This is a genomic window from Curvibacter sp. Hmag1.1 (assembly GCF_059769165.1).
In genome coordinates this window covers 2,203,575-2,219,464 of sequence record NZ_JBMBGX010000002.1, presented here as the reverse complement: position 1 = coordinate 2,219,464, position 15,890 = coordinate 2,203,575, and the positions used below count along the sequence as shown (strand labels likewise).

General features: G+C 54.6%; 17 protein-coding genes. 9 read left to right on the top strand and 8 right to left on the bottom strand.

Annotated elements, in window-relative coordinates; genetic code table 11:
- Positions 1–25 precede the first annotated feature (25 nt).
- The 5 genes from ACOAP0_RS11155 to ACOAP0_RS11135 all read left to right on the top strand — a co-directional run bounded on the left by ACOAP0_RS11155 (position 26) and on the right by ACOAP0_RS11135 (position 3,712).
- The gene (locus ACOAP0_RS11155; RefSeq protein WP_498376460.1) at positions 26–598 is read left to right on the top strand and encodes a chalcone isomerase family protein; all 573 of its coding nucleotides are present in this window, start codon (positions 26–28) and stop codon (positions 596–598) included.
- Positions 595–1,872, top strand: a complete 1,278-nt coding sequence (locus ACOAP0_RS11150; protein WP_498376459.1) for an MFS transporter — start codon at positions 595–597, stop codon at positions 1,870–1,872. The genes ACOAP0_RS11155 and ACOAP0_RS11150 overlap by 4 nt, the downstream gene beginning before the upstream one ends.
- Entirely contained in the window at positions 1,869–2,402 is a 534-nt protein-coding gene (locus ACOAP0_RS11145) for a DUF3833 domain-containing protein (protein ID WP_087495935.1), read from the top strand. The genes ACOAP0_RS11150 and ACOAP0_RS11145 overlap by 4 nt, the downstream gene beginning before the upstream one ends.
- A 105-nt stretch (positions 2,403–2,507) precedes the next feature.
- Positions 2,508–3,257 carry an SDR family NAD(P)-dependent oxidoreductase gene (locus ACOAP0_RS11140; protein ID WP_498391407.1) on the top strand — a complete coding sequence of 250 codons (750 nt, stop codon included), beginning with the start codon at positions 2,508–2,510 and terminating at the stop codon, positions 3,255–3,257.
- Positions 3,254–3,712 carry a nuclear transport factor 2 family protein gene (locus tag ACOAP0_RS11135; protein ID WP_498376457.1) on the top strand — a complete coding sequence of 153 codons (459 nt, stop codon included), beginning with the start codon at positions 3,254–3,256 and terminating at the stop codon, positions 3,710–3,712. Before ACOAP0_RS11140 ends, ACOAP0_RS11135 begins: the two co-directional genes overlap by 4 nt.
- A 31-nt stretch (positions 3,713–3,743) precedes the next feature.
- Here ACOAP0_RS11135 and ACOAP0_RS11130 read toward each other — a convergent pair whose 3' ends face one another.
- Positions 3,744–3,965 (bottom strand): hypothetical protein, encoded by a 222-nt coding sequence (locus ACOAP0_RS11130; RefSeq protein WP_087495932.1) that lies wholly within the window; start codon positions 3,963–3,965, stop codon positions 3,744–3,746.
- A gap of 107 nt (positions 3,966–4,072) precedes the next feature.
- The gene (locus ACOAP0_RS11125) at positions 4,073–4,687 is read right to left on the bottom strand and encodes a glutathione S-transferase C-terminal domain-containing protein (RefSeq protein ID WP_498376456.1); all 615 of its coding nucleotides are present in this window, start codon (positions 4,685–4,687) and stop codon (positions 4,073–4,075) included.
- Positions 4,688–4,783: 96 nt separating this feature from the next.
- Here ACOAP0_RS11125 and purB point away from each other — a divergent pair, with 96 nt between their 5' ends.
- On the top strand, positions 4,784–6,163 hold the full coding sequence (gene purB, locus ACOAP0_RS11120; RefSeq protein WP_498376455.1) for an adenylosuccinate lyase: 1,380 nt from the start codon (positions 4,784–4,786) through the stop codon (positions 6,161–6,163).
- Positions 6,164–6,270: 107 nt separating this feature from the next.
- Positions 6,271–6,831 carry a YaeQ family protein gene (locus tag ACOAP0_RS11115; RefSeq protein ID WP_498376454.1) on the top strand — a complete coding sequence of 187 codons (561 nt, stop codon included), beginning with the start codon at positions 6,271–6,273 and terminating at the stop codon, positions 6,829–6,831.
- Positions 6,832–6,907: 76 nt separating this feature from the next.
- Here the strand turns inward: ACOAP0_RS11115 and ACOAP0_RS11110 are convergent, their stop codons facing one another.
- Positions 6,908–7,327, bottom strand: a complete 420-nt coding sequence (locus ACOAP0_RS11110) for a DUF3717 domain-containing protein (RefSeq protein ID WP_498376453.1) — start codon at positions 7,325–7,327, stop codon at positions 6,908–6,910.
- A 346-nt stretch (positions 7,328–7,673) separates the two neighbouring features.
- Between ACOAP0_RS11110 and ACOAP0_RS11105 the strand changes: the two genes are divergently transcribed.
- Positions 7,674–8,384 carry a TerC family protein gene (locus tag ACOAP0_RS11105; protein WP_498376452.1) on the top strand — a complete coding sequence of 237 codons (711 nt, stop codon included), beginning with the start codon at positions 7,674–7,676 and terminating at the stop codon, positions 8,382–8,384.
- 36 nt (positions 8,385–8,420) lie between these two features.
- Positions 8,421–8,771 (top strand): phage holin family protein, encoded by a 351-nt coding sequence (locus tag ACOAP0_RS11100; protein ID WP_087495925.1) that lies wholly within the window; start codon positions 8,421–8,423, stop codon positions 8,769–8,771.
- On the opposite strand, the gene ACOAP0_RS11095 is transcribed toward ACOAP0_RS11100, so the two are convergent.
- The 5 genes from ACOAP0_RS11095 to ACOAP0_RS11075 form a co-directional block, all read right to left on the bottom strand.
- Positions 8,742–10,250, bottom strand: a complete 1,509-nt coding sequence (locus ACOAP0_RS11095; RefSeq protein WP_498376451.1) for a M48 family metalloprotease — start codon at positions 10,248–10,250, stop codon at positions 8,742–8,744. The genes ACOAP0_RS11100 and ACOAP0_RS11095 overlap by 30 nt on opposite strands.
- Positions 10,251–10,275: 25 nt before the next feature.
- The gene (locus ACOAP0_RS11090; protein WP_498376450.1) at positions 10,276–11,982 is read right to left on the bottom strand and encodes an O-antigen ligase family protein; all 1,707 of its coding nucleotides are present in this window, start codon (positions 11,980–11,982) and stop codon (positions 10,276–10,278) included.
- A 65-nt stretch (positions 11,983–12,047) separates the two neighbouring features.
- Entirely contained in the window at positions 12,048–12,518 is a 471-nt protein-coding gene (locus tag ACOAP0_RS11085) for a pilin (RefSeq protein WP_498376449.1), read from the bottom strand.
- A 155-nt stretch (positions 12,519–12,673) separates the two neighbouring features.
- Positions 12,674–15,067, bottom strand: coding sequence for an ATPase, T2SS/T4P/T4SS family (locus ACOAP0_RS11080; protein WP_498376448.1), 2,394 nt, complete (start codon positions 15,065–15,067; stop codon positions 12,674–12,676).
- A 23-nt stretch (positions 15,068–15,090) separates the two neighbouring features.
- Entirely contained in the window at positions 15,091–15,876 is a 786-nt protein-coding gene (locus ACOAP0_RS11075; protein ID WP_498376447.1) for a 3',5'-cyclic-nucleotide phosphodiesterase, read from the bottom strand.
- Between the last annotated feature and the right edge of the window lie 14 nt (positions 15,877–15,890).

Genomic DNA, 15,890 nt, shown 5'->3' with positions numbered 1-15,890 from the left:
CTAACGCTTGATGAAAAGCCCACGCATGTCACGTCCGCTCCTGCGCCGTACCTACCTTGCATTGAGTGCCGCCTGCTTCATGCCCGTGCTGACTCTGCAGGCAGCGGCTCAAGGCAGCAGCGCTCCACCGGCGGAAGTCGGCAGCGAGCTGCCGGGCGCCAGTCTGGCGGGCAGCACGCGCATGCGCTTTTTCGGGCTCAACATCTATGACGCACGCCTTTGGGTGACGGCGGGGTTCAAGCCTGCGGCTTTCTGGCAGAGCCCGCTTGCCCTGGAGCTGAACTATCTGCGAAGTCTGAGCGGCAATGCCATCGCCCAACGCTCGCTCGACGAAATGCGCCGCGGGGGCCCAATCAGCCAGGACACTGCGGACCGCTGGCTGGCCGCCATGAACGCGGCCTTTGCGGACGTGAAAGCGGCTGACCGCATCACCGGCATGCATGTGCCCAGTCAAGGCGCGAAGTTCTGGCTGAATGGTCAGCCCCGCCCTGGCATCAAGGACCCGGAGTTCAGTCGCTTGTTCTTTGGTATCTGGTTGGCCGATCACACCAGTGAGCCTCGTTTGCGCGCGGAGCTGCTGGCCGGCGTCGCGCCATGAGCGCCACCTTGTCGCATTTGCCAGCCGGCCAGGGTTGGCGATACGGACTGATGGGGCTGCCCTTGGCGTTTGTGGCCTTGCCCTTGTATGTGATCCTGCCCAACCACTACGCCAAAGCCTTCGGTGTGCCACTGGCTGCCTTGGGCTTGGTGCTGCTGGTTGCGCGTTTGTTGGACGCCTTGATAGACCCGCTGCTGGGTCGATGGAGCGACAAGCTCTACCTGCGGGGTGCTACCACCTTGCTCCAACGCGCAGCGTTGGCTTGTGCACTTTTGGGCGCCGGCTTCTATCTGCTGTTCTTCCCGCCGGTGCAAGGCACCCAGGCGCTGTTGGTCTGGGCCACCGTGTGCCTGTTGTTTACCTATGCCGCCTACAGCTTCCTGAGCATCAGCCACCAAAGTTGGGGCGCCATGCTGGGCGGAGACGAGCACTACCGCAGCCGGGTCGTGGCCTGGCGCGAGGGCTTGGGGCTGGCTGGAGTGGTTTTGGCATCTATTGCGCCTGTAGCGCTCGGCCTGCCTGCGACAGCAGCTCTGTTTTTCATAGCACTTATTACAGGTTGGTGGGCCTGGACACGCGCACCACGACCACTCGCAGCGCCCGTGGAAGCCGATTCGACGGTACCCACAGAAGCAGCCTCCATCTGGCTGCCGTTCACCCGCCCTGCCTTCCGCGCCCTGCTGGCTGTGTTTGTCGTAAACGGCATTGCAAGCGCTGTACCGGCGACCTTGATCCTGTTTTTCGTGCAAGACCGGCTGCAAGCCTCGCCCCACAGCGAGCCGCTATTCCTGGGCAGCTACTTTGTGTGCGCAGCACTGGCAATCCCGCTGTGGCTCAAGCTGGTGGCGCGCATAGGGTTGGCCCGCACCTGGCTGGCGGGCATGGTGTTATCTATCGCCGTGTTTGTGTTTGCCTCCCTGCTGGGCGCTGGCGACACGCTGCCGTTTATTCTGGTGTGCGCGCTCTCCGGGGTGGCACTCGGCACCGACCTCACTATCCCCGGCGCCCTATTGGCGGGAGTCATCGCCGGTGAGGGGGACCGAGGCCGGGCCGAGGGCGCCTACTTCGGCTGGTGGAACTTTGCGACCAAACTCAACCTGGCACTGGCTGCCGGTGTGGCACTGCCGGCATTGGCATGGCTGGGCTACACGCCCGGCGCCCGGGATGCCCAGGCTCTGAACACCCTCACATTCGCCTACTGCCTGCTGCCCTGTGCCCTGAAAGCCATCGCAGCAGCATTGCTCACCACCCTTGTTCTGCGGAGGTCCCCATGAAACGACGCCTGCTCCTTGCTGCCGCCACCGGTAGCGCCCTGATGCTGGGGGGCTGCGCCTCCCAAAACATCGACCAGTACCGCACCGAAAAGCCGGAGCTGGACCTCAAGCAATACTTCAACGGCACGCTGGATGCCTACGGCGTTTTCACCGATCGCTCCGGGGCTGTGGTGAAGCGCTTTACCGTGGTCATGAACTGCAGCTGGCAGGGCAACGAGGGCGTGCTGGACGAGGACTTCACCTACTCCGACGGAACCACCCAAAAACGGGTGTGGCGCCTCACCAAGCTGCCCGACGGCAAGTACACGGGAACCGCAGGCGATGTGATCGGTACCGCGCAAGGCCAAGCCCGGGGCAACGCGTTTTACTGGACTTACACCCTGAGCCTGCCGGTGGACGGCAACGTGTACGAGGTGCGTTTTGACGACTGGATGTACCTGATGACCGACAAGGTCATGCTCAACAAGGCCACCATGAGCAAATTCGGGGTGAAGCTGGGCGAAGTCACGCTGTCGTTTACCAAACGCTGATGTATGCAAAAAAACACCTTTGCGCCCGCCGATTCAGCGCGAGCAGCTACAAAAAATATAGCAAATAGTTCCTCCAGAGGTTTCTTCCAACCCCTGAACCCTCCCATGGTGGATTGGCAGGGAAAGTCTGTGTGGATCGTTGGTGCGTCGAGCGGCATCGGGGAGGCCACCGCCTCAGCACTGCACGCCTTGGGCGCCAAGGTCACGGTGTCGGCCCGAAAGGAAGCTGCACTGCAAGATTTCGCCACTCGCCATCCCGGCAGCCGGGCGCTGGTGCTGGATGCCTCAGACCAGGCCGCAGTGCAAGCGGCGGTCGACACGTTGCTGGCCGCTGGGCCTTTGGACTGCGTGATCTATTGCGCCGGCCATTACAACGCCATGCGGGCATATGAGATGGACGTGTCGGACATGGAGCGCCACATGCGAGTGAACTACCTAGGTGCGCTCTATGTGCTGCAAGCCGTTACCCCGGCAATGCTGGCGCAAGGGCACGGGCACATCAGCCTGGTGGGCAGTGTGGCCGGCTACCGCGGCCTGCCCAACAGCCTGGCCTATGGTCCCACCAAGGCGGCACTGATCAATTTGGCAGAGACCTTGTACCTCGACTTGAGGGACAAGGGACTGGGGGTGTCACTCATCAGTCCCGGCTTTGTGCAGACGCCTCTGACTGCCAACAACGCCTTTGACATGCCCGCACTGATCACGCCCGCTCAAGCCGCAGACGCCATGGTGAAGGGCTGGGCCAAGGGCCGGTTTGAGATTCACTTTCCGAGGCGGTTTACCTTGTGGATGCAGCTGCTGCGCCAGCTGCCGGACCGCTTGTTTTTTGCGCTGGTACGGCGCGCCACCTTATGAGCACCCAGCAATCAAACGCTGAATCACACCAATCTGCCGTGCAGCGGATGGTGGATTTCTTTGAGCACATCACGCCGGACACCGTAGCGGGGCTGTCCAGGATTTATGCCGCCGATGCGCGCTTCAAAGATCCATTCAACGACGTGATTGGGTTGGCGGACATTCAGCGCATCTTCAGCCACATGTTTGTGGCGCTCGATCAACCGCGGTTTGTGGTGCTGGAGCGGGTGGTCCAGGGCCCGCAGTGTTTTTTGACCTGGGAGTTCCGCTTCCGGTTCAAACGATTTTCACCAGACACCGAGCAGGTGATTCTGGGCGCCACCCATGTGGTGTTCAATGAGGCGGGTCTGGTGACCTTGCACCGCGACTACTGGGATGCTGCTGAAGAGCTCTACGAGAAATTGCCGGTGGTCGGCGGTGTGATGCGCTGGCTGAAAAAGCGGGCGAACAGCTAAGGCCTAGCCTCCCCGTTGGGCCTGAACCGCCTCACTGGGAGGAAATTTCCAGGGGCGTCAGTTTGCTGGATTGAAAGTCCACTTGCCGGCGAGGCTCCCACCAGGCACGCAGGCTTGCGAACACATTGCGGCAACCCGTGCATTTGTACTGACCGGTCGGCTTGAGGGCTCCGCTGGCGGCCCGTTCAATCACCTGTTGGTAGCTGGTGGCCCCGCATTCGCGGCATTTGTAGACAGTTTTATACGTCGGCATAGTGGAGAGACTGTAGTGAAGCCCCCGCCTTTTGGCGAGCGTATTTGTGTAATGCCTTGTAAACACGCGGCCCGCAGCGCTATTCAGGCTGCAAAGCCGCACAGGGCTTAGGCCGGGACGGTATCCGCGAAGCTGGGGCGCTGCGCCAGCTTCTCAAAGAGCTTGGCCAGGCCGGGGTGATCTTCACGCCATTGAATATCAGGGAAACGGAAGTCCAGATAGCCCAAAGCGCAGCCCACCGCGATGTCGGCCAGGCTCAGGTGGATACCTGCACAAAAAGGCTTGTCGCCCAAGCCACGGGCCATCGCTTTAAGGGCATCGTTCACCTTGAGCATTTGGCGGTCTATCCAGACTTGGCTGCGTTGAGCCTTGGTCCGGCCTGTCCATGTGGCTTCCAGACGGGCCAGCACCGCAGCCTCCATCAGGCCATCCGCCAGTGCCTCCCAGGTTTTGATTTCGGCGCGCTCACGGCCTACCGCAGGAATCAACTTGCCCACGGGGGACAGGGTGTCGAGGTACTCCACGATCACGCGGGAGTCAAACAGGGCTTCCGCGCCTTCCATGATCAGGCAAGGCACTTTGCCCAGCGGGTTGGAGTCCGCGATGCGGGTTTCAGCCGACCAGACGTCTTCCTGAATCAGGGCGTAATCGAGCTTCTTCTCGGCCATCACGACGCGAACTTTGCGAACGAAGGGGCTGGAAGTGGATCCGATAAGTTTCATGAGGACTTTGCAGTTGCTTGAAGGGTGATTCTATCCAGCGGGGGTTGCCGCTGAGGTGTGCGGGGTTGTCCGTGGCGCACAACCTACAATCGGGGGATGACCTTCTCCGCCATTTCCGCCCTCTCTCCGCTGGACGGCCGTTACGCCGCCAAACTCGCTACCCTGCGCCCCCTGACCAGTGAGCTGGGCTATATGCACCGTCGCGTGCAAGTGGAAGTGGCCTGGTTTATCGCCTTGAGCGACGCTGGCTTTGAAGAGTTCAAACCCCTGACTCCCGGCGCCCGCACCTACCTGCTGGGCTTGGTGAAAAACTTCTCGGAAGCCGACGGTGAAGCCATTAAGGCTATTGAAAAGACGACCAATCACGATGTAAAAGCGGTTGAATACTGGATCAAGTCCAAGTTCGAAGCCCGTCCCGAACTGGAAAAAGCCGGTGAGTTCGTGCACTTTGCCTGCACCAGCGAAGACATCAACAACACCAGCCATGCCTTGCAGTTGCGCGCTTCGCGGGATGTTGTCGTCCTGCCCGCTCTGGACAAAATTGTGCTCAAGCTGCGGGACATGGCCCACGCCTACGCCGATGTGCCCATGCTGAGCCGCACCCATGGCCAGACCGCCAGCCCCACCACCGTGGGCAAGGAAATGGCCAACGTGGTCGTCCGCCTGCAAGCCGCCTGCGACCGCATTGCCAACGTGAAGATTCTGGCGAAGATGAACGGCGCCGTTGGCAACTACAACGCCCACCTGAGTGCCTGGCCTGACTTTGATTGGGAAGCTTTCAGCAAGAAAGTGGTGGAGACCCCCGAACCGCTGGGCTTGGGCCTGACCTTTCAACCCTACAGCATCCAGATCGAGCCGCATGACTACATGGCGGAACTGTTTGACGCTGTCGCACGCACCAACACCATCCTGGTGGACTTGAGCCGCGACATCTGGGGCTATGTGTCGCTGGGTTACTTCAAACAAAAGCTCAAGGACGGCGAAGTGGGCTCGTCCACCATGCCGCACAAGGTCAATCCGATTGACTTTGAAAACGCCGAGGGCAATCTGGGCTTAGCCAATGCCTTGTTGCGCCATCTGAGCGAAAAGCTGCCGATTTCCCGTTGGCAGCGCGACCTGACCGATTCGACCGTGCTGCGTAACATGGGCGTAGCCTTGGGCTATGCCGTGCTGGCCTACAGCTCGCTGATGACCGGCTTGAACAAGCTCGAGATCAACGAATCCGCCATCGCCGAAGACCTGGATTCCTCATGGGAAGTGTTGGCCGAGCCCATCCAGACCGTGATGCGCCGCTTCGGATTGCCCCAGCCGTACGAGCAACTCAAGAAGTTCACCCGGGGTGCTGCCATGACGCGCGAGCTGATGCAAGGCTTTATTGCGGGTCTGGACATTCCCGAGGCCGAGAAAGAGCGCTTGCTGGCCATGACGCCCAGTAGCTATACCGGCAAGGCCTCTGAACTCGCAAAGCGCGTGTGACCCCCTGAGCGGCATTCGCCGCTTCCCCCTGGTAGGGGGACAGCACCAGCGGCCCGGCTTAGCCGGTTCCGCGGTGTTCCACGCCCACTCCCCCTTACTGGCACGCCATGGCACTCAAATCCACCATCTACAAAGCCAATCTGCAGATTGCAGACATTGAAAACAGCTACTACGCAGACCACGCGCTCACACTGGCTCGCCACCCCAGCGAGACGGACGAGCGCATGATGGTTCGTCTGGTGGCCCTGGCGTTCAACGCCCATAAGCTGCAAAGCGTCTGCAATGGAGACGGCACGCTAGCCTTCGGGGCGGGGTTGTCGGATCCGGAAGATCCCGATGTGTCGCTGACGGACTTCACCGGGCAGAAACGTCTGTGGATTGAAGTGGGCCAGCCGGAAGACAAGCCGATTTCCAAGGCCTGCAACAAAGCCGACTCCGTGTTGCTCTATCCTTTCGCGCATTCGGCGGACATCTGGTGGAAGGGGATTGAGACCAAGCTCACTCGCTTGGACAAATTGCAGGTGTGGCGCATCCCCTCTGTGACATCCCAGGCATTGGCCAAACTGGCTGCCCGCAGCATGCAATTGCAAGCGACCGTTCAGGAGGGCGTTTTAATGCTGGGAAACGGTAGCAACACCGTGGATATTGAACCTATCCGCTGGAAATAAGGCCCCCAGCTTTCAAGCCAAATAGGCACCTAGCGCCCATCCAATATGCGCGAGGCGCTATCAAATCAGCAGCAAATCACGCTAATGACTTGGATTCTGCTGCCCGCTCGGCGTAACGGTTAAAGCGCCATGAGCTGGCATCCAGGGTGATGCGGCGCCAGGTAGCGCGCTTTTCGGCAGGGCGCATCTCCGGCCATAGTTGCACTTCTTCAAAGGTGCGTCCGCAACCTTTGCAGGTCTCATCGCCTTGGCTGGTGGAACAAATCGCGATGCAAGGCGTATCAGGTGTCGAGTCATACCAGGCTTGCCACGCTGCCAGTGCTTTGGGCGGCATGCTGAATTCGTCCGCCTCCGTCTCGTGGTAGTAGATCAGCAAGGCATACACCTCGGCCAAGGCGCGAGTGGGCGCTGGCAGGGACACCCCATCCGGAGAGGGTTCACGCGCTCGCCAGAAGTTGATGGCCGACTCGATATCGGTGATGTGTATGCCTGCCAATGGATATGTCTCTGGTTTCGGGGGAGGCGCATCATATACCGGGGACTCCGAAACGTGGCCCGGCTCCTTGCGATGACCTGCATTTGCCGTCGGACCGGAAAGCCCTCTTTTTTATAGGCCTAAAAGTTACGTTGTTATATTCCCCACTTCTCCGGAGGGGAGTAGCTCCAAGCGGCATTTAGCCGTTTTGGCAGATCGTCAATACGAAGCGACAAGCTTCCGGTCTGTCGGGGTGTTCGGTCGGAACATTCGAGCAAGACCTTCGATTCACGCCTTTTTGCAGGCGGGGTCGTGGTTGCCACTCCTCCACCTGCAGCGGCTTTTTCGTTCGTTGCGAGGTACTCTCATGGAATTCATGTCCGCCCCCTGGTGGTCCGCTTTGTTGGCCATTGTGTTGATTGATCTGGTGCTGGCCGGTGACAACGCCATTGTGATCGCGCTGGCTGCGCGCAACCTTCCCCCGGCTTTGAAACAAAAAGCCATCGTCTGGGGCACCGTGGGCGCCATCGTGGTTCGCTCTGCGATGACGCTTGGTGTGGTCTGGCTGCTCAAGATTCCTGGTTTGATGCTGGTAGGCGGCTTGGGACTGCTGTGGATTGCCTACAAACTTCTGGCAGATCAAGGCGGTGACGAGCATGACGGCCCGTCCGCCACCACGTTCTGGGGTGCCATGAAGACCATCATCGTGGCTGATGCTTTGATGGGCGTAGACAATGTGCTGGGTGTAGCCGGTGCGGCACACGGTGCCATGGACTTGGTCATCATCGGCTTGCTGATTAGTGTGCCGATTGTGGTGTTCGGCAGCAATGTGGTGCTTAAACTGGTGGAGCGTTTCCCGGTCATCATCCAACTGGGTGCCGCTGTGCTTGCATTCACTGCCGCAAAAATGGTGGTTCATGAGCCATGGCTGGTGAATGTATTCGGCACAGATAGCGGCGCAACCGATGCACAAAGCATGACACGCTGGGCGCTCTATGCGCTGGCGATTGCAGCGGTGTTGGGTGCCGGCTGGTGGAGCCAGAAGCGATCTGCAACTGCTGAGCGCTCAGCGCACTAACCTTGCCGCCTAGGGCCTCGGTGCTATGCTGAGGCCATGAAGTTACTTAGCAAATGGTTGTTAAGCGCCATGGCCCTGCTGGCTGTGGCGCATTTGTATTCCGGGGTGGAAGTTCAGAGCTTTGGCTCTGCCTTGATCGCCGCGGTGGTGATAGGGCTGTTCAACACCTTGCTGCGACCGGTGTTGGTCATTCTGACGCTGCCTGTCACCCTGATCACCTTGGGCTTGTTTCTTTTCGTGATCAACGCGCTGATGTTCTGGTGGGCGGCAGGCTTGTTGGATGGATTTCAGGTGCGCGATTTCAGTGCCGCACTGATTGGCTCACTCCTGTACACCGTGGCCGGAATGATCATCAACTCAGCGCTCGACAGCCTGTTCCCGAAGTAATTGCTCCACCTGGCGCAGACGTACATCGACGATGGAGGCTTCGATGTGGTCAGCATTTTGGGGGCTTGATCTGTAGAGCAATTGCGCGGCCTTCAACCGGCTCACTGCCGCTGCGTAGTCGAAATACGCGATATTGACTTCCGCTTCGGCACGCACGGCTGCGACCATACGGCCCTGAGACGCCCGGGCACTGGCGAGCTGTTGCCACATACTTGCGTCTGTTGGGTTGTCAATCAACCAGAGCTGTGCGGCGTCGGCGGCAACATCAGCTTGTCCTGTTGCGACTTTTAACGGCATCCAGAGCAGCAAGTCAGCTCGTGTTTTGGGGGCAGCATTGAATTCCAAGGTGCTCAGTGCCGCATCTGGCTTACCCTCTGCCATGAAAAGCTCCGCCCGGAGGTACCGCGATTGACGTTTTGCTGGCGCGTCGGTCGCCACAAGCGTCTGCAAGCTATTGGAGTACGCGAGCGCCCTCGAAAAGTCCCGCAATTTGATCGCGGCCAACGTGGCTCCGTAAAGAGAAGCGACTTTTTGCGAGCTCGTCGACTTTGCAAGCAAGCCAGGCTCGGTTTCCGAATACCAATTCCGCAAGGCTTCTACTGAGGAGTTCGAAAGTAGCCGCGCCCGTGCAGACACCATGGCGTGCTCCAGCGTGCCTGTAGGAGCAGTTGAAGCACCCTCTGGAATACGCGACTTCATGTCCGCGATTCGTTCTGTGGTCAGAGGGTGACTACGCAAATAAGGAAAGTTACCGGAGTCGTTGTTACGGTTGCTCTGTTGTAGCTTTTCGAACATGCTCACAAAGCCTTGAGGAGAGAAGCCCGCATCCGAAGCAACACCGAACCCGGTGCGATCTGCCTCACGCTCCATATCGCGAGAAAAATTGAGCTGGGATTGCGCTGCTGCGGCTTGCCCCCCCACGATGACCGCGTTCGCACCTCCGGGATTTTTGCTTGCCGCCAATGCCCCCAAGATCATTGCTCCCACCAACCAGGGTGCTTGTTCTGACTGCTTGCTCATTAAACGTGCGATGTGCCGCTGGGTGACGTGACTGAGCTCGTGCGCAAGAACTGAGGCTAATTCGTCCCGGGAAGACACGATACCTATCAAACCCAAATGCACTCCGAAGTAGCCGCCCGGCAACGCGAAGGCATTTACTGTTCGGTCGCGCCCCTGAAGCAGCTGCCATGCGAACGCAGCATCGAGCTCAGAAGTGATCTCGGAACGACTGCGGGCAGACGCCATCAGAGGTTGCCAGATTGCTTGAAGGTAGTCAGAAATGACCGGGTCGTCGAGGTAGTCAGGATCGCGATACAGGTCACGGACTATGCGGTCGCCGAGACGGCGCTCTGTGCGCTGGGACAACACACTCACGTCAGGTGCCAAAAGCTGTGTTTGCTCTAGTGTGGCTGCTGAGACATTCTGTTGAACCGACAGTACTAGGAAAAAATAAACTAGTCTGCGCACATGAATCACCATATATCTTCCGATCAGCTTACGCAATTTACCTAGGCCATTCTATTCTGGCGATTTCTTGATTATTTTTCGCATTTAATTGCCAGCGCCTGCCTACTGATGAACACACGCCGGGCGAGTTTACAGAGCACATCGTTTCGAGGTAATTCCGGGCCTGCCCGTAGTTCCCTCGCTTTATCTCGGTCAATGCTAGCAATTGGAAGAAACCGACATTAGGAAAAAGATAGAGTGCATTCTGCATTACCTTGAATTGATCGTCCGGAATAGCAACTTCCGTATCGACAAGCGCGAGATCAATTACATCCCTTAATTGAGTTAACAATACGAGATCTGGTGTAGTCGGCTGTTCAGCTACTACATTTGCCCACTTGAAGCGCAATAATAAATATTGATGCTCCACCTGCCGGTATTCAGCAATCAAAATTATAAGCAAAACAAAAATAATCACCACCATAGAGTTGATTGTCGCTTTACTCACCGAAAAAAAACCTCTAATTCCTCGCATCCCATCCAATGAGCCCATAATTGTCCCCAAAGGCAATAGCACGTAAGCGTAATGAAGTGGCAGTTCCAGCATAGAGTGGACCAAAGCGACCATAACCATGAACCACAAAATTAGTTCTTTCTTATCTGTCACGAAAGAGATTCTGCTATACATCCAATATATCAAGTACCCCACAACAATTAACGCAATTGGCATTCCACACCACAGCATTAGGTCCAGCAATAGGTTATGTGCACTGGTAAAATATTCGTGAAGAGGCTCATGTGCCAAAGCAAGCGTCATATGGACGTAACCTGTTTGATTCCATCCATACCCCCAAAGCCATTGCTGTTTTGCGGCATCAACAAAGAAAGCCCAAATAGCGGGTCGACTTGCGCTACCCACTGTAGTCAGGTCTATCCAGTTCATTTGAGGAGTTGCTTGCCAGTAGAAATTAGTGAACCAGCGGACAAAGAAAATTAGTGAGCAAAAGTAGGCGAGTGATAGAGCAATACGCCACTTATTTTCTTTCGTCACTAGTGTTGCTTTTCTCGTCAACCCAATGATCCCGAATAGGAGTATATTCAACCAAACTGTGCGCGACATTGTCATAGCCGCGCCAAACAGCATGAAGACTATTGCGAGTGATACAACTTTAGTACTTAGTTTTTTACTGTCTGCGAGCCACAAAGTTGAAAAAACCCCCCACAGTAAAATTGTGCCAAGTTGATTTGGCTGACCTAAATTGGCATACGGACGGCTTTCCCCCCCACCCATTGACCATATTTCAAAATCATAAATCTGAAGCCATTGATTAAGCTGCAATGCAACTGAAACTATGGATGCAATGATAAGTGCAGCCGCCGTAGCATCTAGCACTTGGTATCTTTGTCTACCTGTGTTGTGAGCACCAACAATCCACGCTAGAAGGAATCCAAATAAATACATCGAGCTGATCACATAATTTCCAGCTTGAAGTATTTGACCAAGGTAGTATTGAACTGTAATCAATACCAGAATCCCCGCAACGATTACTGGAATTCCACCGGCCTTCATTATCTTCTCTTTCGAGAAAAAACCAAATGTTGCTGCCGCCAGTATAAGATATACCAGCGATATCCATGCATCCATATGGAACGAGGCCCACGGATAATTGTGGTTTGGAACAAGCCAACTTACTGAGAGAAAGCAGGTCCATATGCCAAAAAGGAGCGCACTATTCACCTTTAGCTTTCTATCACTGATAACCATAATGATTCTCTTTTGTCCTTAAAACAAAAAAGGCTCCCGAAGGAGCCTTTTTTTGTACAAACTTATTACTTGCAACTAGCAGGCAAGTATTTCGTAGGTAGTGCCAAACTCACGCCGCTTGCATTAGCTGGTGCTGCTGAACACACCCAATCAACTTGACCGTTATTGGCAATGGTGCCAGTTAACATCACACCGCCACCAGTTGCACCTGGAATATTCGCAGCAACTGCAATAATACGTCCGATGGAACCGGCAGTTGCACCGTCTGAATACGCCACGCTGGAAACGTACTTAGAAGATTGTGTGGCAACCACGTTGGCAGCGTTCACGCTTGCCGCGAGCATTGTGTTGTAGGTTTGTGCATATTCAGAGACACCGACTTTTGCAGAGGAAGCAGCCAAAATTACTTCAGACACCTTAGCGCGAGTTGTGTAGTCTTGATAAGCAGGCAAAGCAACAGCAGCCAAGATACCGATAATCGCCACAACGATCATCAATTCGATAAGGGTAAAACCTTTTTGGATAGAACGCTTCATGAAGGACTCCTTTTAAGAAAATAGGTCCCCAAAGCAAGCACATTCTGTGCCAAGTCCAAATAAATCAAAATCTAGAGTTTTTTGACATAATTGTCACCTTTTTTGAGCGTCATTTCTCTATCAATCCGTGGGATGACATCGCGAGAGCATTTTTGTTACTTTATGCACACCTGCCTCACCATCTTCAGGTCGGTCAAGCCCATCAGCACTTTCTCCATTCCATCCATTTTGAGTGTTCTCATTCCAGTCTCTACTGCACATGAGAACAACTCCGCTACTCTTGCACGTTCTTGGATGAGCTTTTTCAAATCAGCTTCTGCAACCATCAGTTCGTGCAAGCCGATACGACCTTTGTATCCCGACTTGTTGCACTTATCGCATCCCACAGCACGATAGAGCTTGAGCTGTCCGCCTTCACCGTAGGCGTTAGTCCACTGGTCTAGCAACTTCTTTAATTCAAGTTCGTAGTTAGCTTGCCAGGACTTAGTATTCCGCAGCTCTTCTGCATATTCCTTACAAAAAAGGCGGAGCTCGTCCGCAGTGGGGACATAGGCCTCCTTGCAATCGCAGAGTTTCTTTGCAAGTCGTTGGGCGAGGATTCCCAACAGGGCATCGGCAAAGTTGAATGGGTCCATTCCCATATCCAACAGGCGGGTGATCGATTCTGGCGCAGAGTTCGTATGCAGGGTCGAAAACACCATGTGACCTGTCAATGAAGCCTCCACACCCATTGACACAGTCTCTTTGTCACGGGACTCACCCACCATGATGATGTCAGGGTCTGCACGCAAGAAGGCGCGCATAACCAACGCGAAGTCGATTCCCGCTTTTTTGTTAATCTGTACTTGGCGCAGACCTTTTTGAGTAATTTCCACTGGATCTTCGGCTGTCCAGATCTTGGTGTCTGGCGTATTCAGAAATTTCAATATGGAATGGAGAGTAGTAGTCTTTCCCGATCCTGTGGGACCACAAACATAAAACAATCCGTAAGGCTTGCTGACAGTTGACTCAAGCCGCGTCTTGTTGTGGGCAGTGAGTCCTAGTTTCTCAAGTGGGATGGGCTCGCCTGCTGCCAGTATCCGCATCACTACATCTTCGACGCCCCCTGCGGAAGGAATCGTTGCCACCCGCAATTCAATATCCAGCGGTCCGTATTTCTTGAATTTGATCTTTCCATCCTGCGGCTTTCGTCTCTCCGATATATCCAAGTCACACATTATCTTCAACCGCGTAACCATTGCTTGCCGGAAATGCGCTGGCACCTCGACATAAGGAACCAAACTGCCATCAATTCGAAAACGAATTCCGGTCTTAAACTTACCGGGCATTGGCTCGATATGGATATCCGATACTTTTTGGTGATAGGCATCAATAATCACCTTATTGACAAACTTTACCAATTCATTATCGGCAGCAGCAGACTCCAGTGACTCATCATTACTGCCGTCATCAATGGGCCCTCCATCCATGTCGGCAAGCAGCTGATCGATCGTACTGCTATCAGTTTCAGCACCAAAAATCTGGGAAAGCGTTTCCGTGAACTCGGTTTTTGTAGTGACCCGATACGCGAACTTGTGGATACGAGGAAATACTTGAGGTACAACGCGGGAGCCTTTTACAGCCTCCGGATCAACGCACATAATTACCAGGCCCTCAGGCGACTCCTCCAAAGGAATCCAGCCCTGCTCTTCGAGAAACTCCCGTTTCATTGCTCCATGCAAGGCTTCAGACCTTATTCGACCCGCATTGAAAGATTCATAAGGCACTCCGAAGAATTGCGCCAAACTTGGTCCAATTTGTCCCGGCTGTAATCCTGTACGAGTAATGATGAGGTGTTCCAGTGAATTGCCGTCGTCTCGGGACTCCTGCACAAGTTGCTGCAAATCGCTTTCAGACAAAAGGCCGCATTCAACCAAATTGTCGTACTTTGTAAGTTTGCGCCTTGGCTGTGATTCTGAACGCTTCAAACGCTGTCTGATCGCGGTTGCCAAAGTTTTGCATAACTCAGAGACACCATCGACCTCAAGCTCTCCGAACGGCTCATCACTCTTGCTATTTATGACCTGAAGAACGCCGTGCAAAGTGCTACCTTCCAAAATCGGAGCAGCCATCATTTGCTTGGTGCGGTAACCAGATCGCTTGTCTACCTCCTTTAGAAAGTTTAACGCGGGATGTATTCTCCGCAGAGCCTCTTCGTCATAGACATCATTGATATTGACCGCTGATTTGCTATATGCGGCATAGCCAGCGATACTTTGCGGTGAGATTGGGAGTTTTAGCTCTCTGCTCGTATTCAATCCAGTCTTTACTTTTGAGATGATTGAGATACCGTCAGCACCAAGTGCATACAGAGTAAGGCGATCTGCATTTAATAATTTACAAATATCCTGACTCGTCTCCAACATGATTTGCTCAATATTTTCGGTATCATGGATCCGAGCTGTCACCTGGTGAAGTTGCCGATAAAACAATGCCTCAAAGGTCATTCCTCTTTTCTTTGTCTGCAGTTTTTGAGATTCAAAAAATGCTTGCTCACTGGAGGAGTTCATAATTAATTCCTTACCTGATTCGCTCACAGTGAAAATTCCTGTCCGGCATTAAGCCAGTGGATTTCATAGCACCGCCGTGCAGAACTCGAATCATTTAGCTGCTCTATTTCTCTCATGATGAGCTCTGTCTCTGCTGGTTTAGTGTGTGTGATGAAGATAGGAAAATTTCTATCGGACCGCAAATAATCGAGCTGCACAACCATAGAGTCAGGTGCGAGATGACCACTCAACACAGCAAGTTCCATTTCTTTGTTACTGAACGCCGTCTCAATGACCAGCATTCCGACCTTGAGCTGGTTGACTCTCGACCACAAATCAGTGCAGTTGCCTGTATCCCCAGTAAATACCCAGCATGGCCCGTTTTTTGAAACGGCGTACCCGAGTGCAGGTACTGAATGTTGAGCAGGTAATGCTTCGACCAACAAACCATCCACTAGCGTCTGTTGTCCAACTTCGATGGGGAACAGCCTCAAAAAGGGTGACTCGGCACTGGGTATTTTCAAGAAGTCAGGCCAGATCACATCATTAAAAATGTGGGTCTTAAGTGCATCTAAAGTCGATTGCAGCCCATATAAAGATATCGGCTTGTCTCGTCTTGCACCCACAGCATCCAGCATTAACGGCAAAGCTGCGATGTGATCTAAATGAGAGTGCGTTAAAAACACATGATCAATCTTTTGCATCTCATCAAGTGTCAGATCTCCGACTCCTGTGCCAGCATCAATTAACACTTTGGCACCTAGTAGAAAAGAAGTGGTTCTACAGTGCTTAGCAATAGCGCCCGAGCATCCCAGCACACGTATTTTCACCTTATTCGCCTTTA